Genomic DNA, 16,661 nt, shown 5'->3' with positions numbered 1-16,661 from the left:
CGACCAGCGCGGCGACCCGGGCTCCGGCCGCGGCGAGCCCGGTGGCCACCGGCAGCAGCAGCGGCCCGCTCCCGGCGACCACGGCCGTCCGTCCGGGCAGCACGAGGCCGCCCTTGAGCATGGCCTGCGCACCGCCCGCCGTGACGACGCCGGGGAGGGTCCAGCCCGGGAAGGGCAGCACCCGCTCGTAGCCGCCGGTGGCGAGCAGCACGGCGTCGGCGCGGACGGTGGCGCTCTCCTCCCGCGCGGCTCCGCGCAGGGCGTGCACCCCGAACGCCCCGGTGAGCGGATCCCGCGCCACGCACCACACATGATGGTCCGTCAGGTGCGTGATGCGGCCTGTCTCGCGGTGCCGGGCGAGGCCGGTCCGCAGCCGCTCCCAGGTGTGCCACTGGTGGTGCAGCGCCTGGGGCCGGGTCGCGCCGAGGGCGGTGGCGGGCTGCCGGTAGAACTGGCCGCCCGCCTGGTCGGCGGCGTCGACGAGGGTGACGTGGACGCCCCGTGCGGCTGCCGCCAGGGCTGCGGCGAGGCCGGCCGGGCCCGCGCCGACGACGGTGAGGCGCGGTCGCTCAGTCATCGTCCCGGCCCGTCCCCCGCTGGGTGCGGATCACGTCGCCGGGGCGTACCGGCACCAGGCAAGCGCGCTGGTCGGCACGGCCGTTGACGGTCACCAGGCAGTCGAAGCAGACCCCGATCCCGCAGAACACCCCGCGCGGCCGGCCGGTGCCCCGGGTGCTGCGCCAGGCCGTCACGCCCGCCGCCCACAGCGCCGCCGCCACCGTCTGGCCGGGCAGCGCCTCCACGGGCCGGCCGTCGAACGTGACGGTGTGGGCCGCTTGCGGCCGGGCCCGGGCCAACTCCAGGGGATTCACCGCTCGTCGCCTCCCTCGGTGTCGAACCGCTCCGGCCGGAACGGTTCGGGGTCCAGCTCCGGCGCCTTCCCGGTGAGCGCCCACGCGATCAACCGCCCCGTACCGGTGGCGAGTCCGATGCCCGCCCCCTCGTGCCCGCAGGCGTGGAAGAGTCCGGGCGCCCGCGGGTCGGGGCCGATCGCCGGCAGGTGGTCGGGCAGATACGGCCGGAAACCCGCGTACGTGCGCAGCGCGTGGACCCGCTCCAGGAACGGGAACAGTCCGATCGCCCCGGCGGCCAGCGCCCGTACGGCGGGCAGCGACAGCGAGCGGTCGAACCCCACCCGCTCGCGGGTGGCGCCGATCAGCACCGGCCCCGCGGCCGTGCCCTCCACCACCGGCGAGCTGCGCAGGGCGGCCGAGTCGCTGGAGACGTCGGCCACGTAGTCCGCGGCGTACACCTTGTGCCGGACCATCCGCGGCAGCGGCTCGGTGACCAGGACGAATCCGCGCCGGGGGAGTACCGGCAACCGGACACCGGCCAGGGCGGCGAGGTCGCCGCCCCAGGTGCCGGCCGCGTTCACCACGGCCGGTGCGTGGACCTCGCCCCGGTCCGTGCGTACCCCGTACACCGTGCCGTCCGGGGTGCGCAGCACGCCGGTCACGGTGTGCCCCGTGTGCAGCCGGGCCCCGGAGGCGCGGAGCAGCCGGGCCGCGGCCAGGGCGGGCATGACCTGGGCGTCCTGCGGATAGTGCATCCCGCCCGCCAGGCCCGGCGCCAGATGCGGTTCCAGATCCGGCAGCAGATCCGCCCCCACCGGTACGGCCGTGACGCCGGCGGCGCGCTGGCCCGCGGCGAAGTCCCGCAGCGCGGCCAGGGCGGAGGGCGCCGAGGCGACCACGAGGCCACCCTTGGGCTCGTACTCGATCGCCGTGCCCAGCTCGTCGGCCAGCTCGGCCCACAACCGGGCCGACAGCAGGGCGAGTTCCAGTTCCGGGCCCGGTCCCTTGTCGGAGACGAGCAGGTTGCCCTCGCCCGCCCCGGTGGTGCCGCCGGCCACCGGGCCCCGGTCCAGCACCCTCACGTCGAGGCCGGACCGGGCGGCGTACAGCGCACAGGCCGCACCCACCATCCCGGCTCCGACGACCACGACATCGCAGGTCGGTCGCTTCGCCACGGCCAGTACTATGTCACATGTTTCTCTCCGTGAGGAGACCCTCGCACGGCCCGGGAACGCCCGTCCCGCGACCTGCCCACGCCGTCGTCACCCGCCCGGAGTCCCAGGCGTGGACGCCCCCTTGACGTCGCACGCGGCCCGATCGACACTCCAAGGAGGGAATCCTAGTGAACGGGTAGGGAATGATGACGCGCCTCGGAACGGGCACCGGCCGAACGCGCCGGACGCCGTCGTGCGCGCCCCTGCTCACCTCTCGCCGCCACATCGACCTGCAGCGCGTCTGCAGCGCGATCAGCCGCCACCGCTGAACCGGGCCCCTCGCCCCCCGCCGACCGGCCGCGATCGTGCCGGATCGCCCGTCCGCACGCCCACACCCAGGGGAGACGCATGTCCATCACTCCGCTCGCCGCCGTCCCGTCCGTCCGCTGGCCCGCCGCTGCCTTCCGGGGACGGCTCGGCCGGGACGCCCGCAGCGGCCACTACGCCGTGCCGCACCGCTACCGGCTCCACCTGTCCACCGCGTGCCCCGACGGACTGCGCCTCGCCGTCGGCCACAGCCTGCTCGGGCTGGACGACGACTGTCCGGTCACCCTCCTGCCCGCGGTGCCGGACTGTCCCGGCGGCGGCCACTCGGCGCTGCGCCCGCTGTACGAGGCGAGCGCCCACCACCACACCGGCCCGGCGCTCGCGCCCGTCCTCAGCGACGACTGGTCCGGACGCATCGTCAGCACCCACGCCCCCGACATCCTGCGCGACCTGGACCTGTTCCGGGGCGAAGGCCACGCCCGCCTGTACCCCCGCGGCCTCTCCTCCGTGATCGAAGCGGTCGAGCGGATGTGCGCCGGGGGCATCGGGGAGGCCGCACAGCGCGCCGGCCGGGCCGGCGCCGGACCGGCCGAACGGGCCGCCGCGCTCGAAGTGCTCCTGGACACGCTGGACCGGCTGGAGCGGCGGCTCAGCGGCGAGGAGTACCTGGCCGACGACCGGATCACCGCCGCCGACATCGAGCTGTGGGTCGCCCTGGTGCAGCTCGACACCGTCCACCGCTGCCACCTCGACGCCGCCGCCGTCCACCGCATCGCCGGCCACCGCGCGCTGTGGGCCTACGCCCGCCGGCTGGCCGCGCACCCCGCCTTCGGACGCCACCTCGACCTCGACGGCATCGCCCGGCGCCACCACGGCCGCTGCCAGGGCCTGGAGGCCGCCGGAGCCGCTGTCCAGATCCTGGACTGGGCGAGCCACGCGGCGGACACCCCGGACGCTTTCCGCAGGTGAGAGCGGCCCGTCACGGTCCGCTGGGCGGACAGCCGTTGACATTCGAACGGGCAACTGCCTTACTTACGCCTCAAGAACGGTCATGAGCGTCAGCGCCAAGCCCTGGCTCGCTGACCGGCAACCCTCGCACCGCGGTGGGGTGCCCCAGGTGACGACCGGACCGGACGACGATCTCGGTAAGCGCGAGGCCCCTCGGGGCCGGAACTCTGACAGGTGACGCCATGGACGCAGCTCCCAGGACGGCCGCGAGCCGCCCCCAGGGCTGCGTACCGTCGTACGCCGGTCTGCTCGTCGCCGACCGTGCCGTCGATCTGCTCCGCGTGAACAGCGCACTGTGTACCGCGCCGGGCTCTGCCCGCCGTCAGGGCTGAATCCCTCCGTACAGCCCCCGCGTTCCCGTCGCGCACCCGCCGCCCGGTGTGCCGTCGTCCGCCTCGCCCCCCGGTTCCGCGCCGGTCCGTGCGCCGCCCCGTGCCACAGCCACATCCCGGCCCACGTCCGCTCGTCCGCGGCCCCCCGGGGGGTGTCCGACTCCGCCGGAGCCCCCATGAGTGAATCCGCAGGCGCCGCCGTCTCCCTCGCGGAGGCGCCACCAGCAGCCGACACCACGTCAGAACGCGTTCTGCCAACGCGCGTTCAGCCCCAGCGCAGACCGGGCCGGTGGATCGTCTCCGCCGTCGTCGTCGTGCTCGTCGCGCAGATCCTGCACGGCCTGGTCACGAACCCCTTCTACCAGTGGCACCGCTTCGGCTACTGGTTCCTGCGCCCCGCCGTCCTGGACGGCCTCCTCGTCACCCTCGAAGTCACGGCGCTCAGCGCGGTGCTGGGCCTCCTCGGCGGGGTCCTGCTGGCGCTCGGCCGGCTCTCCGGAAGCCCGGTGCTGCGCGCGGTCAGCTGGACCTACACCTGGCTGTTCCGCTCCGTCCCGCTCATCGTGGTGCTGATCTTCCTCTACAACTTCAGTGCCTTGTACCAGACGTTGAGCCTCGGTGTGCCGTTCGGCCCGGCCTTCGTCACCTTCGACGAGTCGAGGCTGGCCACCGACATGGCGATCGCCGTCGTCGGCCTCAGCCTCAACGAGGCGGCGTACGCGTCCGAGGTGGTGCGCGGTGGCATCCTCTCCGTCGACCAGGGGCAGTACGAGGCTGCCGCTGCGCTCGGCCTGCCCCGGGGCCGCCAGTTCCGCAGGATCGTCCTCCCACAGGCCCTGAGGTCCATCACGCCGAACTACGTCAACCAGCTGATCGGCCTGGTCAAGAGCACGTCCCTGGTGTTCTACGTGTCCCTGCTCGACCTGTTCGGCACGGTGCAGTCGATGGGCAACACCTATCCGGGCGACATCGTGCCGCTGCTGCTGGTCGCCACCGTCTGGTACCTGATCCTGACCAGCGCCGTGTCCGTCGTCCAGTTCTACGTGGAGCGCTACTACGCCCGCGGTGCCACACGCACCCTGCCGCAGACCCCGCTGCGGAAGCTCCGGTCCGGGGTGACGGAGCTGCGGGCCCGGCTGCGCAGGGAGACGGCCGTATGACCACGGGCCGCCCCCGGCGCCCGGCCCCGAACCCGGCGACGTGACCCTGCCGCCGGTCCGTCCCCCCGTCGTCCCGTCGACCCGTCCGTCACCCCGTCGTCCCGCCGGTCCGTCCGTCGTCGAGTCGTCCCGTCGGCCCGTCCGTCACCCCGTCCGCCGCTCCGACCATCGTCCGTCCCTCGCCCCGTCCGCAGTGCACTCCCCGAACGACAAGGAAAGCCATGCCCAGCCAGTTCTCCCGGCGCAGTCTGATACGCGGCCTCACCACGGCGACCGTGACCCTCTCCCTCGCCGGCGGGCTCGCCGCCTGCGGAGGCGACAGCGACGCCGCCACCACCACCGGTCCGGCCGGCACGGTGACCGTGGGGCGGCAGTCCAACGGAGCCGCGAAGGAGACCGTGCTGAAGGTCTCCGAAGTGAAGTCGATCAGCGCCGAGCTGCCCGCCTCCGTCCGCAAGAGCGGCAAGCTCGTCATCGGCGTCGGCGCCCTGCCGTCGGGATCCGCGCCGCTGAACTTCGTGGGCAGCGACCAGCGGACCCTCACCGGCTCCGAGCCCGACCTCGGCCGCCTGGTGGCCGCTGTCCTCGGTCTGGAACCCGAGATCCGCAACTCCACCTGGGAGAACCTCTTCGTCGGCCTCGACAGCGGCAAGGTCGACGTCGCCTTCTCCAACGTCACCGACACCGAAGAGCGCAAGAAGAAGTACGAGTTCGCCTCCTACCGCAAGGACAACCTGGCCTTCGAGGTGCTGAAGAAGAGCACCTGGAACTTCGACGGCGACTACGAGAACCTCGCCGGCCGGACGGTCTCCGTCGGCTCCGGCACCAACCAGGAGAAGATCCTCCTGGAGTGGAAGGCCAAGCTGGCCACGGAGGGCAAGAAGCTCACCGTCAAGTACTTCCCGGACCAGAACGCCAGCAACCTGGCGCTGAGCAGCGGCAAGATCGACGCGTTCTTCGGCCCCAACCCCGGTGTCGCCTACCGCGCCCGGCAGACGGCGGACACCCCGCACCCGACCCGCAGCGCGGGCAGCTTCTCCGGCGCCGGTGCGACACTCCAGGGCCTGATCGCCGCGACCGCCAAGAAGGACAGCGGACTCGCCAAGCCGCTCGCCGACGCCGTCAACCACCTCATCGACAACGGGCAGTACGCCAAGTGGCTCGCTGCCTACAACCTCTCCGACGAGGCCGTGCCCAGGTCGCAGGTGAACCCCCCCGGCCTGCCGCTGGACAACTCCTGACCGGCCGCACCCCCGGGCCGGCCCCGCGCGGGGCTCCGAGGATCCTGGGGGTCCGAGGGGTCCGGGGGCTCCGAGGATCCGGACAACTCCGAGGACCCGCCGGATTCCGAGGACTCGCGGGAACTTCGAGGGAACGGGAACAGCCGGCGCCGGCCCGGCGTTGGACGTCATGACGAAATACGCACGGCGGGTGCCCACCCGGCCCGCCGTGCCCGACGGACGGGGGAGGTGGCGGCCGTGAGCCGAGCGTCCGCGCGGCCCTGCCCGCTGTGCGTCCCGCACCCCTACCGCTCCGTCCGGCTGCACTCCCGGCCGCACATAGACCTCCAGCGCGTGTCCGCCGCGCTCTGTCGCCCCTGACCCTCCGCCCGGCCGCGCCCTGGCCCGGGGCACCTCCCGCCGCGTGAGCCGCCGGTCGACGCCGGCCGCCCGGCAGCCGCCCCATCTCCCGCGAGCCGGCGTACCCGTACGTGCGCGGTACGCGCGCACGTACTTCGCCGAACCCCGTACCCGCCTACGGACATCGTCGTACGGACATCAAGGAAGGCACCGACGTGTCACCGACACCCCCCGCCCACCTGCACCTCGCCGTCGCCCTGGACGGCACCGGCTGGCACCCCGCCTCCTGGCGCGAGCCGGTCGCCCGCCCCCGGGACCTGCTCACCGCCGGTTACTGGGCCGACCTGATCACCGAGGCCGAGCGCGGGCTGCTCGACTTCGTCACCCTGGAGGACGGTCTCGGCCCGCAGTCCTCCCGGTTGCTGACGCCCGACGAGCGCACCGACCAGGTCCGCGGCCGGCTCGACGCGGTCCTCATCGCCTCCCGCGTCGCCCCGCTCACCCGCCACATAGGTCTGGTCCCGACCGTGGTGACCACCCACACCGAGCCGTTCCACATCTCCAAGGCGATCGCCACCCTCGACTACGTCAGCACCGGGCGCGCCGGCGTCCGCGTCCGCACCAGCGCGCGCGTCGACGAGGCCGCGCACTTCGGCCGCCGTACCATCCGCCCGATCGACTCCTTCGACGGCCCGGGAGCGCAGGAACTGCTCACCGAGCTGTTCGACGAGGCCGCCGACCACGTGGAGGTCGTCCGCCGGCTCTGGGACAGCTGGGAGGACGACGCCGAGATCCGGGACGCGGCGACCGGCCGCTTCATCGACCGGGACAAGCTGCACTACATCGACTTCGAGGGCCCCTTCTTCAGCGTCAAGGGTCCCGCCATCACCCCCCGGCCGCCGCAGGGCCAGCCCCTGGTCACCGCCCTCGCCCACCAGACCGTCCCCTACCGGCTCGTGGCCCGCCAGGCCGACGTCGGCTACGTGACCCCGCACGACGCGGCCGAGGCCCGCTCGATCGTCGCCGAGATCCGCGCCGAGCAGGAGGCGGCGGGCCGCGCCGACCGGACCCTGCACGTCTTCGGTGACCTCGTCGTCCTCCTCGACGACAGCCGGAGCGCCGCGCAGGACCGGCTCGGCCGGCTCGACACGCTCGCGGGCGAGCCGTACACCAGCGACGCCCGGGTCTTCACCGGGACGGCCGCGCAACTGGCCGACCTGCTGGAGGAGCTGGCGGCCGGAGGGCTGACCGGCTTCCGGCTGCGGCCCGCCGTCGCCGGCCACGACCTGCCCCGGATCACCCGGGACCTGGTGCCCGAACTGCGGCGCCGCCGCCGCTTCCGGGACGCCTACGAGTCCGGCACCCTGCGCGGACTCCTCGGCCTCGGCCGCCCCGCCAACCGCTACGCAGCAGCCTGACCGCCGGAGAGGACGACCGTACGCCATGAGCAAGCCGCGCAAACAGATCCACCTGGCCGCCCACTTCCCCGGTGTCAACAACACCACCGTCTGGAGCGACCCGGCCGCGGGCAGCCACATCGAGTTCAGCTCCTTCGCGCACTTCGCGCGGACCGCCGAACGCGCCAAGTTCGACTTCCTGTTCCTCGCCGAGGGCCTCCGGCTGCGCGAACAGGGCGGCACGATCTACGACCTGGACGTGGTCGGGCGCCCCGACACGTTCACCGTGCTGGCCGCGCTGGCCGCCGTCACCGACCGGCTCGGCCTGACCGGAACCATCAACTCCACGTTCAACGAGCCGTACGAGGTGGCCCGCCAGTTCGCCAGCCTCGACCATCTGTCCGGCGGCCGGTCCGCGTGGAACGTCGTCACCTCCTGGGACGCCTTCACCGGCGAGAACTTCCGCCGTGGCGGGTTCCTGCCGCAGGACGAGCGCTACTCCCGCGCCAAGGAGTTCCTCGCCACCGCACACGAACTGTTCGACTCCTGGCACGGTGACGAGATCCTCGCCGACCAGGCCACCGGCACCTTCCTGCGGGACGCCAGGGCCGGTGCCTTCACCCACCGGGGACAGCACTTCGACATCCACGGCCGGTTCAACGTCCCGCGCTCCCCGCAGGGGCGCCCCGTCATCTTCCAGGCGGGCGACTCCGAGGAGGGCCGCGAGTTCGCCGCGGCCGACGCCGACGCCATCTTCAGCCGGTACTCCACGCTGAAGGAGGGCCGGGCCTTCTACACGGACGTCAAGTCCCGCCTGGCCCGCTACGGCCGCCGCCCCGACCAGCTGCTCATCCTGCCCGCCGCGACGTTCGTGCTCGGCGACACCGACCAGGAGGCCGCCGAACTCGCCCACGAGGTCCGCCGCCTGCAGGTCAGCGGCGCGACCGCCATCAAGCACCTGGAATTCGTGTGGAACCGGGACCTGTCCGCGTACGACCCGGACGGGCCGCTGCCCGACGTCGACCCGCTGGTCGGTGAGGACCACATATCCCGCGGCCGTGCCCAGGTGCGGATGTACCGCGACCCGGTCGCCATCGCCCGCGAGTGGCGCCAGCTCGCCGAGGCCAACAAGTGGTCCATCCGCGACCTCGTCATCAACACCGGCAACCGGCAGTCCTTCATCGGCTCCCCGGCCACCGTCGCGCGGACCATCGACGAGTTCGTGCAGACCGACGCCGCCGACGGCTTCATCCTCGTCCCGCACATCACCCCCGGCGGGCTCGACCCGTTCGCCGACCGGGTGGTCCCGCTGCTGCAGGAACAGGGCGTCTTCCGCACCGACTACGAGGGCACCACCCTGCGCGACCACCTGGGTCTCGCCCATCCCGACGCCGGCACCCTCGGCGAGCGCGCCGCGTCGTGACGTCCTGCCGCCGCCGCCCGGCCACGGCACCGGCGCGGGCGCGGACGTCACCTCCCCCGTGGGTGACGTCCGCGCCCCTTCCCCCGGTGCCGGACCGTGGCTCCCCGCCGTCCGTGTGCCGTCACCAGCACATGACCGCCGTCTCGCCCGAACCCCACGTGGAGTACAGGCGGACCCGGACGGCATAACGCCGGCCCTTGACGAGCCGGACCCGGACGGCGGCGTTGTCCGGCGTGCCGCCGTCGTCGTGTCCCGCGAGGAAGCGCGGCTCCCCGTCGCGCTCCTCGAAGACCACCAGCACACTGTCCGCGTCCCCGAAGGTGCCCACGGTGTACTCGCGGGTCTCCGGCGGCTCCACGGCGAAGTCCGCCTGCTCGCCCGCGCCGAGCCCGAGCGGCACCGACCGGAACGGCAGCAGCCCGGCCGGACCGGCGGCAGCCGTGGGCGGATACCAGCGGAGCACGAACTCCTTGTCGGCCGGCGAGGGCGTGCCGGGCGGCCGCAGCCCCCCGCGGTACTGCTCCGGCTCCAGCACCAGCCCCGGCCCGAACGGCAGCGTCATCACCGACTGCGGATCCCACAGCGCTCCGCCCGCCTCCCCGGCGTCCAGCCGGCGCAGCACGTTCGTGAACGTCGTCTCCCGGTCCCAGAAGTTCGGCGGGTCCGCCAGCTCGGCGTACACGGCCTCGTCGTCCCAGTGCAGCCCGGCGGACGGGCTCTGGTGCTCGTGCACCATGCCGAGCGCGTGCCCGATCTGGTGCAGGACCGCCCCCCGCTCCCCGGGCGCGGTCACGTCCCAGCCGAAATTCATGGTGCGCTCGCCCCGGCCGACCGACAGCGCGTCCCGCCCGATCGCCGACCAGGACCCGGCACCCGCCTGGAACCCGATCCGCAGCTCCGCCTCGTGACGGTCGCCGACCTCGGCGAACGTGACGCCGATGCCCAGGTCCCGCCACTCCTCGAAACACCCGCGGACCAGCTGCCGCTGCTCCTCGCCGCCGGCCCACGGCACCCGGCGCAGCTCCCCCGTCCCGGGCACCGGGACGACCGAGGCGTCCGAACGGGCGTCCAGGAAGCAGTAGTGCAGCACCGTGCCGTTGACCCACATCCGCCGGCCGGCGAGCAGCGCGCCCAGCCGCTCGGCGGTCAGCCCCGGTCCGAAGGAGGGGGCCGACTGCCGCGGAAGCGAGCAGAGACGTCGGGTCATGCGCCCAGGGTGCCCGGCCGCCGTCGCCGGACGCCTGAGTCGGGGACTACTCAAGTCACCCTGTATCAAGACCGGGTATCCGCGCTCTCAACGGTGTGAGGACTGACGCACAGAACCCGAGGACGACCCCGCAGGCGCCCTGGCCGTTCACCGGCCGGGCGGACGAACTGGAGCTGGTGCGCGGCGCGCTGAGCGCGGGCCGGCCCGGCGTCGTGGTGACCGGCCCGGCCGGCCACGGCAAGACACGGCTGATCACGGAGGCGGTCCGGGGCACGGACCACGCCCGGGTGACCGGTACGCCCGAGGCCCGTGACCTGCCCCTCGCGGCGTTCGCCCACCTGCTCCCCGACACCGTCTCGCTGCCCCGCGCGCTCCGGTCGCTGTCCGGCGTACGCGTCCTCGTCGTCGACGACGCCCAGCTGCTGGACGACACCTCCGCCGCCCTGGTGCACCAGCTGGCCCTACGGGGGCGCACCCGCCTGGTCGTGGCGGCGGCGGACGGCGAGCCCGCGCCCGCCGCGGTGTCCCGGCTGTGGACCGGGGAGCTGCTGCCCCGGCTGACCCTGGACCCGCTGTCCCACGAGGACACCGCGCGGCTGCTCGCCGGGGCCCGCCTGGAGCCGCTCACCGTGCGCCGGCTGCACCATTCGTGCCAGGGCGATCTGCGGCTGCTGCGCGAGCTGGTGACCGCGCTCACCGGGTCAGGCCGGCTGACGCCCGTCCCCGGTACCGGCGAACGGGCCTGGCGCGGCCCGCTGCCCCTCACCCCGGCGGTCCGGGAACGGCTCGCCCCCGCCCTGGAGCGGTCCGGCCCCGGGGAACGCGAGGCCCTCGAACGCCTCGCCTTCGCCGAGCCCCTGTCACCGGCGTCGGACGAGCTGGAACCGGACGTCCTCGAACGCCTGGAGGCGGACGGGCTGATCCACGTCGACGACCACGGCGGCGTCGGCCTCGCCCACCCCCTGCACGGCACCGCGCTGCGTGCCCGCGCGGGCCGGCTGCGCGCCCGCCGGCTCACCCCCGCCGCCGACACGCACGCTCCCGCGCTCGCCGCCGAACAGCGCACCCTGGCGGAGCGGATGGCGCGGCTGGACGTCCGGCCGGTGCCGACACCGGTGGGGGACTGGCTGGTGGCGCAGGGCAGCGTGGTGCCGGCCGGATACGCCGCGGCCCGCGCCCGGTTCGCACGGCTGCGGGGCGAGCTGGGGGAGGCGGCGGCATGGGCCCGGGAAGGGCTGCGGGAGGCGCCGTCGGACTCCGCCTGCCGGACGGAACTCCAGCTCGCCGAGCGCCCGTCGGACGGCGGCCAGGACGACCCGGACGAAGTCCACGCGGCTTACGCGGCCGTACGCCTCGGTGCACCCGAACGGGCGGTGGGGCGGTTGCCGGCCGGCAGTGTGCTCGCCCGGCACGCGGACGCCCTGGCCCGCGGTGACGGCACCGCACTGGACGGCGCCGCGGAGGCGCTGGCCGAGCGGGGGTTCCTGCTGTACGCGGCGGAGGCCCGGGCACAGGCCGTACGGGTGCATCGCGACCCACGGGCCGCGCGCCGTTCACGCAGCCGGGCGCTGGCGCTCGCCCGCCGGTGCGCGGGTGCCCGGACACCGGCCCTGGCCGGCCTGGTCCTCGGCGACCTCACCGCCCGGCAACAGCAGATCGTCACGCTGGCCGCCGCCGGGCTGAGCAACCGGGAGATCGCCGAACGGCTGACGCTGTCGGTACGCACGGTGGGCAACCACCTGTACAGCGCGTACACACGGCTCGGTACGGGGGGCCGGAGCGCACTGCCGGCGCTGGTGGACGCACCGGAAGGGGCGATGGCCTGACGGCCACCGACCGGCCCGCCACGGGAAGGGGGCAGGGGAGAGCAGGGCAGGGGAGAGCAGGGCAGAGGAGGACAGGGCAGGGGAGGACAGGGCAGGGCAGGGCAGGGGGAGTGAGATGTCGCCGGCACCCGTCCCGCGTCCGCTTGGGCCTCCGCGCGGCCCTGCCCGTGCGCCCGCTTGGGCTTCGCGTGGCCCTGTCCCCGCGCCCGCTTCGGCTTCGCGTGGCCCGGTCTGCCCGTCCGCTGCCGTCCGGTCCCTGACCGCGTGGGCCCGGTCGGCACGCCCGCCTCGGCCCCAGCTCATGCCCGCCTAGCGCCTTTCGGCGTCCCGGTGCCTCGTCAGGCCGCCCCGAACGCCGCGAAGGCCCAGCCCGTCGCCTGGTGGACGGCGTCGCCGGGCAGGGCCGTGCGGGCGTCGCGGAGGGCCTCGGCCAGGGACAGGCCCGCGCCGAGGCCCTTGTGCAGGGCGAGCATCAGCGGCACCACGGCCGCGTCGTTCACCGGCGCGCTGCTCGCCACCACCCCGGCCGTGCCCAGCGGCAGCAACGCCGTGACCAGGCCGAGGAGTTCGTCGGCGCCCACCGAGGCGAGCCGGGCGGTGTCACAGCTGGACAGGATGATCCGGTACGGGCTGCGGGCCAGCCGCTCGAAGTCGTGCACGATCAGCGGGCCGTCGGCCATGCGCAGGGCGGAGAACAGCGGGCTGTCCGCGCGGAACGTGCCGTGCGCCGCCAGGTGCGCGAGGCCCGCGCCGTCGAGTTCCGCCAGCACCCGGGGCACCTGGGCGTCGTCACCCTCCAGGACCGTCGCCGTGCCGTACCGGCCGGCCAGTTCGGGCACCTCCGCGCCCCCGGAGGCGAGACCGGGACCGCGCACCAGCACCGCCCGGCCGTCCGCCGGCGGCGCGGTCTCCCGGGCCCGCAGCCAACTGCCCGCAGACGGCGACACGCTGAGCACCCGCTCCCGCAGCGCGGGCAGCAGCGCCCACGGCACCCGGTGCAGCGCCCCCGGCGGCACGATCACCACCGGGCCCGGACCGAGCCGCGACGCGGCCCCGGCCAGCAGCAGTTCCTGAAGCCGCCGGCCGGCCGCCTCCACCACCGGCAGCCGCGCCTCGGCCCCCGGATGCGCGAGCCGCCGCAGCCCGGCCTGCACATGCCCGGCCTCGGCCACCGCCTCCGCCAGCGACCCGCCGGCGAACCGCCGTACCCTGCCCTGCCCGCACAGCAGCACGTGCACCCGGCCGTCGACCACGGCCAGTTCGACCAGCCGCACGTCGCCGAGCCGGTCCAGCAGCCGGCCCACGTCGAAGCGGTCCCCGGCGCCGGTGGCGGCACCGCCCATGTGCCGGGTGCGGGAGCGGATCTCCCGTTCCAGGCGCCGCTGTTCACGCTCCAGCGCCGGCACCGGGCGGCCGTCCATCCGGGCGGCCTCCGCCCGGGCCGCGATCTCCCGGTAGGCGGTCAGCCCGCTCAGCAGCGCCGGATCGTCGGGCGGCCGGGTCGGCGGCGCGGACAGCACGGTCGCCCGCCACCGCTCGCTCCACCCCAGCAGCCGCCGCGGGCCGCCCTGGGCGAGGCTCACCTCCTGTGCCAGCGCCGCCAGTTCGGCGCCCTGCGAACTCGTGTGGGCACGCAGCTCCGAAGCGCCCAGCGTCATCCGGTGGTCGTCCAGCACGTCCAGGCCGCGCCGGCACGCCTCCAGCACCCCTCGTCGGGAACCGGCCGCCCGCGCCCGCAGCGCCTGCGCCGCCCAGCCCGTCACCCGGGCCGGCGCGGGCCCGCAGTGCCGGCTGCGGGCGGCCACCGCCAGGTGCCGTTCCGCGTCCGCCGTCCACCCGAGCGCCAGCGCGATCCTTCCGGCGAGCAGCGATGCCTCCGGCGCGGCCGGTGAGCCGAAGGCGGCCAGCCGCTCGGCGACCGCCGCCGCGTCCGCGACCATCCGCCCCGAGCGGCGGCCGGCCGCCGTCCGCGCCTCGATCAGCACCAGCCGGGCGTGCGTCTCCCACCACGTCCTGCGCTGTGCCGCGAACAGCCGTACGGCGACGGCCGCGCGCGCTATGGCGGTGTGCGCGTCCCCCGCCGCGCGGGCGGCCCAGGAGGCGGCGAGCAGCAGCTCGGCCTTGCGGGTGGACTGTCCGCCGATCCGGTCCAGCAGCGCGATCGCCGCGTCCGCCTCCGCCAGCGCCTCCGGGGCGAGTCCCGCCGCCATCAGCACCTCGCAGCGCCGGATCGACAGGTTGTACGTCGGGGTGTCCAGCTTGGCGTAGCGCTCCTCGGCCTCGTCCAGCAGCCGCAGTGCCGCCGGGATGTCGCCGGACCGGAACGCGGCCAGGCCCCGGCTCTCCACCGCGTCCGCCTTGTCGTGCTCCTGGCCGGTGGTGTCCCACAGCCGTTCCGCCGCGGTGAAGTCGGCGACCGCGCGGTCCACCGCGCCGAGCGCCAGGTGCACGGTGGCCCGCAGGGTCAGCGCCCGGGCGGTCCAGATGTCGTCGGCGACCTGACGCAGTACCGGCAGCGCCCGCCGTACGTCCTCCAGCGCCTCCCGGTGCCGCCCGAGCACCCACCACACGTAGGCCCGCCGGTACAGCACCCGGGCCCGGGTGTGCCCGCCGCCCCGGGCGACCCCGCGCTCGAAGGAGGCGAGCCCCTGTCGTGTGCGCCCCGCGTGCACCAGTGCGACCCCCAGCGTCGCGAGCACGTCGGCCTCCCGGTCGGCCGACTCGGCGCGCGCGGCCAGGTCCCGGGCCCGCCGCAGGTGCCGCAGCGCGACGCGCAGGTCACCGAAGTCCCGCTGCCAGATCCCCAGTACCTGGTGGGCGACGCTGCCGTGCAGCGGGGACGGGCCGGTACGCAGGACGTGTTCCGCGCGTGCCCGGGCCTCGCCCGGATCGGCGAACACCATGGGCAGCAGTTCGAGAACCGCCTCGCTTCCCGCTGTCACGTCTCGCATGGTAGTGGCCCGCTGTATCAGACGGCGGCCCGGCGGCTCTCACTGTCGCACACCGTCTCGAGGGGGAGGACATCCATGGCGCCACAGCGATTCCATGAGCAGTTCCACCACATCCAGCGCTCCCTGCCGGACGTCCCGCTGACCATGGGGCCGGACGACACCGCGGGCCTCCTCTACGAGAAGGGGGTCGTCCTCGTCCGGGACGGCGAGGAGGCCCGGTTCGTCGAGGACACCGTGCGCACCCACTTCACCGAGACCGCGGGCCTCGTCCCCGACCACGTGCGCCGCGAGGGGCCGCGGACCGCCCGCACCGGCGTGACCCGGATCCGGGTCGGGGACCCGGCCGGGGGCGAGGACACGGTGCCGCACGCCCTGCGCGCCGTACGGGAGGCCGAGGACCGCCGGGGGCGCAGACTGGTGGGACGCAACCACGTGGTGCACATCGCGGTGAACGCCTGTCCCGGTGACGAGCCGGTGCCCGTCCCGCGCACCGAGGCGGCCAACCCCGCCGCCACCGGGGAGCGGCACGACCCGGCCACCGCGGTCCGCGTCCTCGTGGTCGACACCGGCCTGATGCACGACCACCGCTCCTACCCGCCGCTCGCCCACACCCGGGGCGACGTCCAGCTGTCCGAGACCGACGCCGACGGCGTGCTCCGCCAGTACGCCGGTCACGGCACGTTCATCGCCGCGCTCCTCGCGGCCGTCGCGCCCGACACCGACATCACCGTCCGCGGCACCCTCAACGACGCGGGCGCCGTCCTGGAGTCCGAGTTCGGCGGCCTGCTCTTCGAAGCGGTCGACCGGGACGGCTGGCCGGACATCATCAGCCTCTCCGCGGGCACGCCCGCCACCGACCCCGACGGGCTGATCGGCCTGGACGCGTTCATGGGCGAACTCCGTGACCACCACACCCTGTTGGTGGCCGCCGCCGGCAACAACGGCAGTGACACACCGTTCTGGCCCGCCGCCTACGCCGGACTGCCCGGGTTCGCCGACAGTGTGCTGTCGGTCGGCGCCCTCCGCGCGGACGGCGAGGGCGCGGCCTGCTTCACCAACCACGGCCCCTGGGTGCGCGCCCACGCCCCCGGCGAGCGTCTCACCAGCGCCCTGACCGGGTTCACGGTGCCCGTGCCGTACGTCTACCAGCACTCCACCTACGACTCCTGCCGGTTCGGCGCCGACTACGCCTGCACCTGCCAGTACCCGCGCCACACCGGCGTGCTGAGCGAGGGCCGGCAGTGCACCGGCGCCAAGCCGGACCAGGTGATGTTCGACGGACTGGCGCAGTGGAGCGGCACCTCGTTCGCCGCTCCGGTGGCCGCGGGACTCGTCGCCGCGTGGATGACGGCGTACGGGGAGCGGGACCCGCGCGCGGCCGCCGCCGCACTGCTGGCGGCCACCCCGGACCGGGCCGAGGTGCGCGGGGCGCGCGTGCCGGC

Annotated in this window: 14 protein-coding genes and 1 riboswitch; of the genes, 9 read left to right on the top strand and 5 right to left on the bottom strand. The window is 74.9% G+C overall.

Annotation, left to right across the window (positions count from 1 at the left end):
* The 3 genes from GT045_RS15710 to GT045_RS15700 all read right to left on the bottom strand — a co-directional run.
* Positions 1-577 (bottom strand): FAD/NAD(P)-binding oxidoreductase (locus GT045_RS15710; protein ID WP_161334538.1); only part of this gene is annotated, 577 nt, incomplete at its 3' end.
* On the bottom strand, positions 570-872 hold the full coding sequence (locus GT045_RS15705) for a (2Fe-2S)-binding protein (protein ID WP_161297857.1): 303 nt from the start codon (positions 870-872) through the stop codon (positions 570-572). The genes GT045_RS15705 and GT045_RS15710, both read right to left, overlap by 8 nt.
* A complete protein-coding gene (locus tag GT045_RS15700) occupies positions 869-2,029 on the bottom strand; it encodes an FAD-binding oxidoreductase (protein WP_161334537.1) in 1,161 nt (386 codons plus the stop codon). Before GT045_RS15700 ends, GT045_RS15705 begins: the two co-directional genes overlap by 4 nt.
* A 182-nt stretch (positions 2,030-2,211) precedes the next feature.
* Here GT045_RS15700 and GT045_RS40690 point away from each other — a divergent pair, with 182 nt between their 5' ends.
* The 7 genes from GT045_RS40690 to GT045_RS15670 all read left to right on the top strand — a co-directional run bounded on the left by GT045_RS40690 (position 2,212) and on the right by GT045_RS15670 (position 9,235).
* A complete protein-coding gene (locus GT045_RS40690) occupies positions 2,212-2,337 on the top strand; it encodes a putative leader peptide (protein WP_345942655.1) in 126 nt (41 codons plus the stop codon).
* Between the two features lie 79 nt (positions 2,338-2,416).
* Positions 2,417-3,304, top strand: coding sequence for a glutathione S-transferase C-terminal domain-containing protein (locus GT045_RS15695; RefSeq protein WP_161334536.1), 888 nt, complete (start codon positions 2,417-2,419; stop codon positions 3,302-3,304).
* Between the two features lie 78 nt (positions 3,305-3,382).
* Positions 3,383-3,493, top strand: a riboswitch (SAM riboswitch).
* Positions 3,494-3,525: 32 nt separating this feature from the next.
* Positions 3,526-3,675 (top strand): hypothetical protein, encoded by a 150-nt coding sequence (locus GT045_RS15690; RefSeq protein WP_161297854.1) that lies wholly within the window; start codon positions 3,526-3,528, stop codon positions 3,673-3,675.
* Positions 3,676-3,851: 176 nt separating this feature from the next.
* Entirely contained in the window at positions 3,852-4,835 is a 984-nt protein-coding gene (locus GT045_RS15685) for an amino acid ABC transporter permease (RefSeq protein ID WP_161334535.1), read from the top strand.
* Positions 4,836-5,056: 221 nt separating this feature from the next.
* Entirely contained in the window at positions 5,057-6,076 is a 1,020-nt protein-coding gene (locus GT045_RS15680) for an ABC transporter substrate-binding protein (RefSeq protein WP_161334534.1), read from the top strand.
* 554 nt (positions 6,077-6,630) lie between these two features.
* The gene (locus GT045_RS15675) at positions 6,631-7,833 is read left to right on the top strand and encodes an LLM class flavin-dependent oxidoreductase (RefSeq protein WP_161296669.1); all 1,203 of its coding nucleotides are present in this window, start codon (positions 6,631-6,633) and stop codon (positions 7,831-7,833) included.
* Between the two features lie 25 nt (positions 7,834-7,858).
* On the top strand, positions 7,859-9,235 hold the full coding sequence (locus tag GT045_RS15670) for an NtaA/DmoA family FMN-dependent monooxygenase (RefSeq protein WP_161334533.1): 1,377 nt from the start codon (positions 7,859-7,861) through the stop codon (positions 9,233-9,235).
* A gap of 121 nt (positions 9,236-9,356) precedes the next feature.
* On the opposite strand, the gene GT045_RS15665 is transcribed toward GT045_RS15670, so the two are convergent.
* The gene (locus tag GT045_RS15665) at positions 9,357-10,442 is read right to left on the bottom strand and encodes a M12 family metallopeptidase (RefSeq protein WP_161334532.1); all 1,086 of its coding nucleotides are present in this window, start codon (positions 10,440-10,442) and stop codon (positions 9,357-9,359) included.
* Between the two features lie 95 nt (positions 10,443-10,537).
* On the opposite strand from GT045_RS15665, the gene GT045_RS15660 reads away from it, so the two are divergent.
* Positions 10,538-12,268: a LuxR family transcriptional regulator gene (locus GT045_RS15660; RefSeq protein WP_161334531.1), complete on the top strand. Its 1,731-nt coding sequence runs from the start codon at positions 10,538-10,540 to the stop codon at positions 12,266-12,268.
* A 338-nt stretch (positions 12,269-12,606) separates the two neighbouring features.
* Here the strand turns inward: GT045_RS15660 and GT045_RS15655 are convergent, their stop codons facing one another.
* Entirely contained in the window at positions 12,607-15,219 is a 2,613-nt protein-coding gene (locus GT045_RS15655; protein ID WP_202528164.1) for a CHAT domain-containing tetratricopeptide repeat protein, read from the bottom strand.
* A 75-nt stretch (positions 15,220-15,294) separates the two neighbouring features.
* On the opposite strand from GT045_RS15655, the gene GT045_RS15650 reads away from it, so the two are divergent.
* Positions 15,295-16,661, top strand: a 1,367-nt coding sequence (locus GT045_RS15650) for a S8/S53 family peptidase (RefSeq protein ID WP_161290053.1), incomplete at its 3' end; no start/stop codon positions are given.

This window comes from Streptomyces sp. SID486 (assembly GCF_009865385.1).
In the GTDB taxonomy this organism is placed as follows: domain Bacteria; phylum Actinomycetota; class Actinomycetes; order Streptomycetales; family Streptomycetaceae; genus Streptomyces.
The sequence above is the reverse complement of the archived record's forward strand: the minus strand, read 5'-3'. Positions and strand labels throughout refer to the sequence as shown.

Coding starts and splice junctions, on each gene's coding strand:
- GT045_RS40690 (WP_345942655.1), top strand. CDS start 2,212: ATGATGACGCGCCTCGGAACGGGCACCGGCCGAACGCGCCGGACGCCG.
- GT045_RS15695 (WP_161334536.1), top strand. CDS start 2,417: ATGTCCATCACTCCGCTCGCCGCCGTCCCGTCCGTCCGCTGGCCCGCC.
- GT045_RS15690 (WP_161297854.1), top strand. CDS start 3,526: ATGGACGCAGCTCCCAGGACGGCCGCGAGCCGCCCCCAGGGCTGCGTA.
- GT045_RS15685 (WP_161334535.1), top strand. CDS start 3,852: ATGAGTGAATCCGCAGGCGCCGCCGTCTCCCTCGCGGAGGCGCCACCA.
- GT045_RS15680 (WP_161334534.1), top strand. CDS start 5,057: ATGCCCAGCCAGTTCTCCCGGCGCAGTCTGATACGCGGCCTCACCACG.
- GT045_RS15670 (WP_161334533.1), top strand. CDS start 7,859: ATGAGCAAGCCGCGCAAACAGATCCACCTGGCCGCCCACTTCCCCGGT.
- GT045_RS15665 (WP_161334532.1), bottom strand. CDS start 10,442: ATGACCCGACGTCTCTGCTCGCTTCCGCGGCAGTCGGCCCCCTCCTTC.
- GT045_RS15655 (WP_202528164.1), bottom strand. CDS start 15,219: ATGCGAGACGTGACAGCGGGAAGCGAGGCGGTTCTCGAACTGCTGCCC.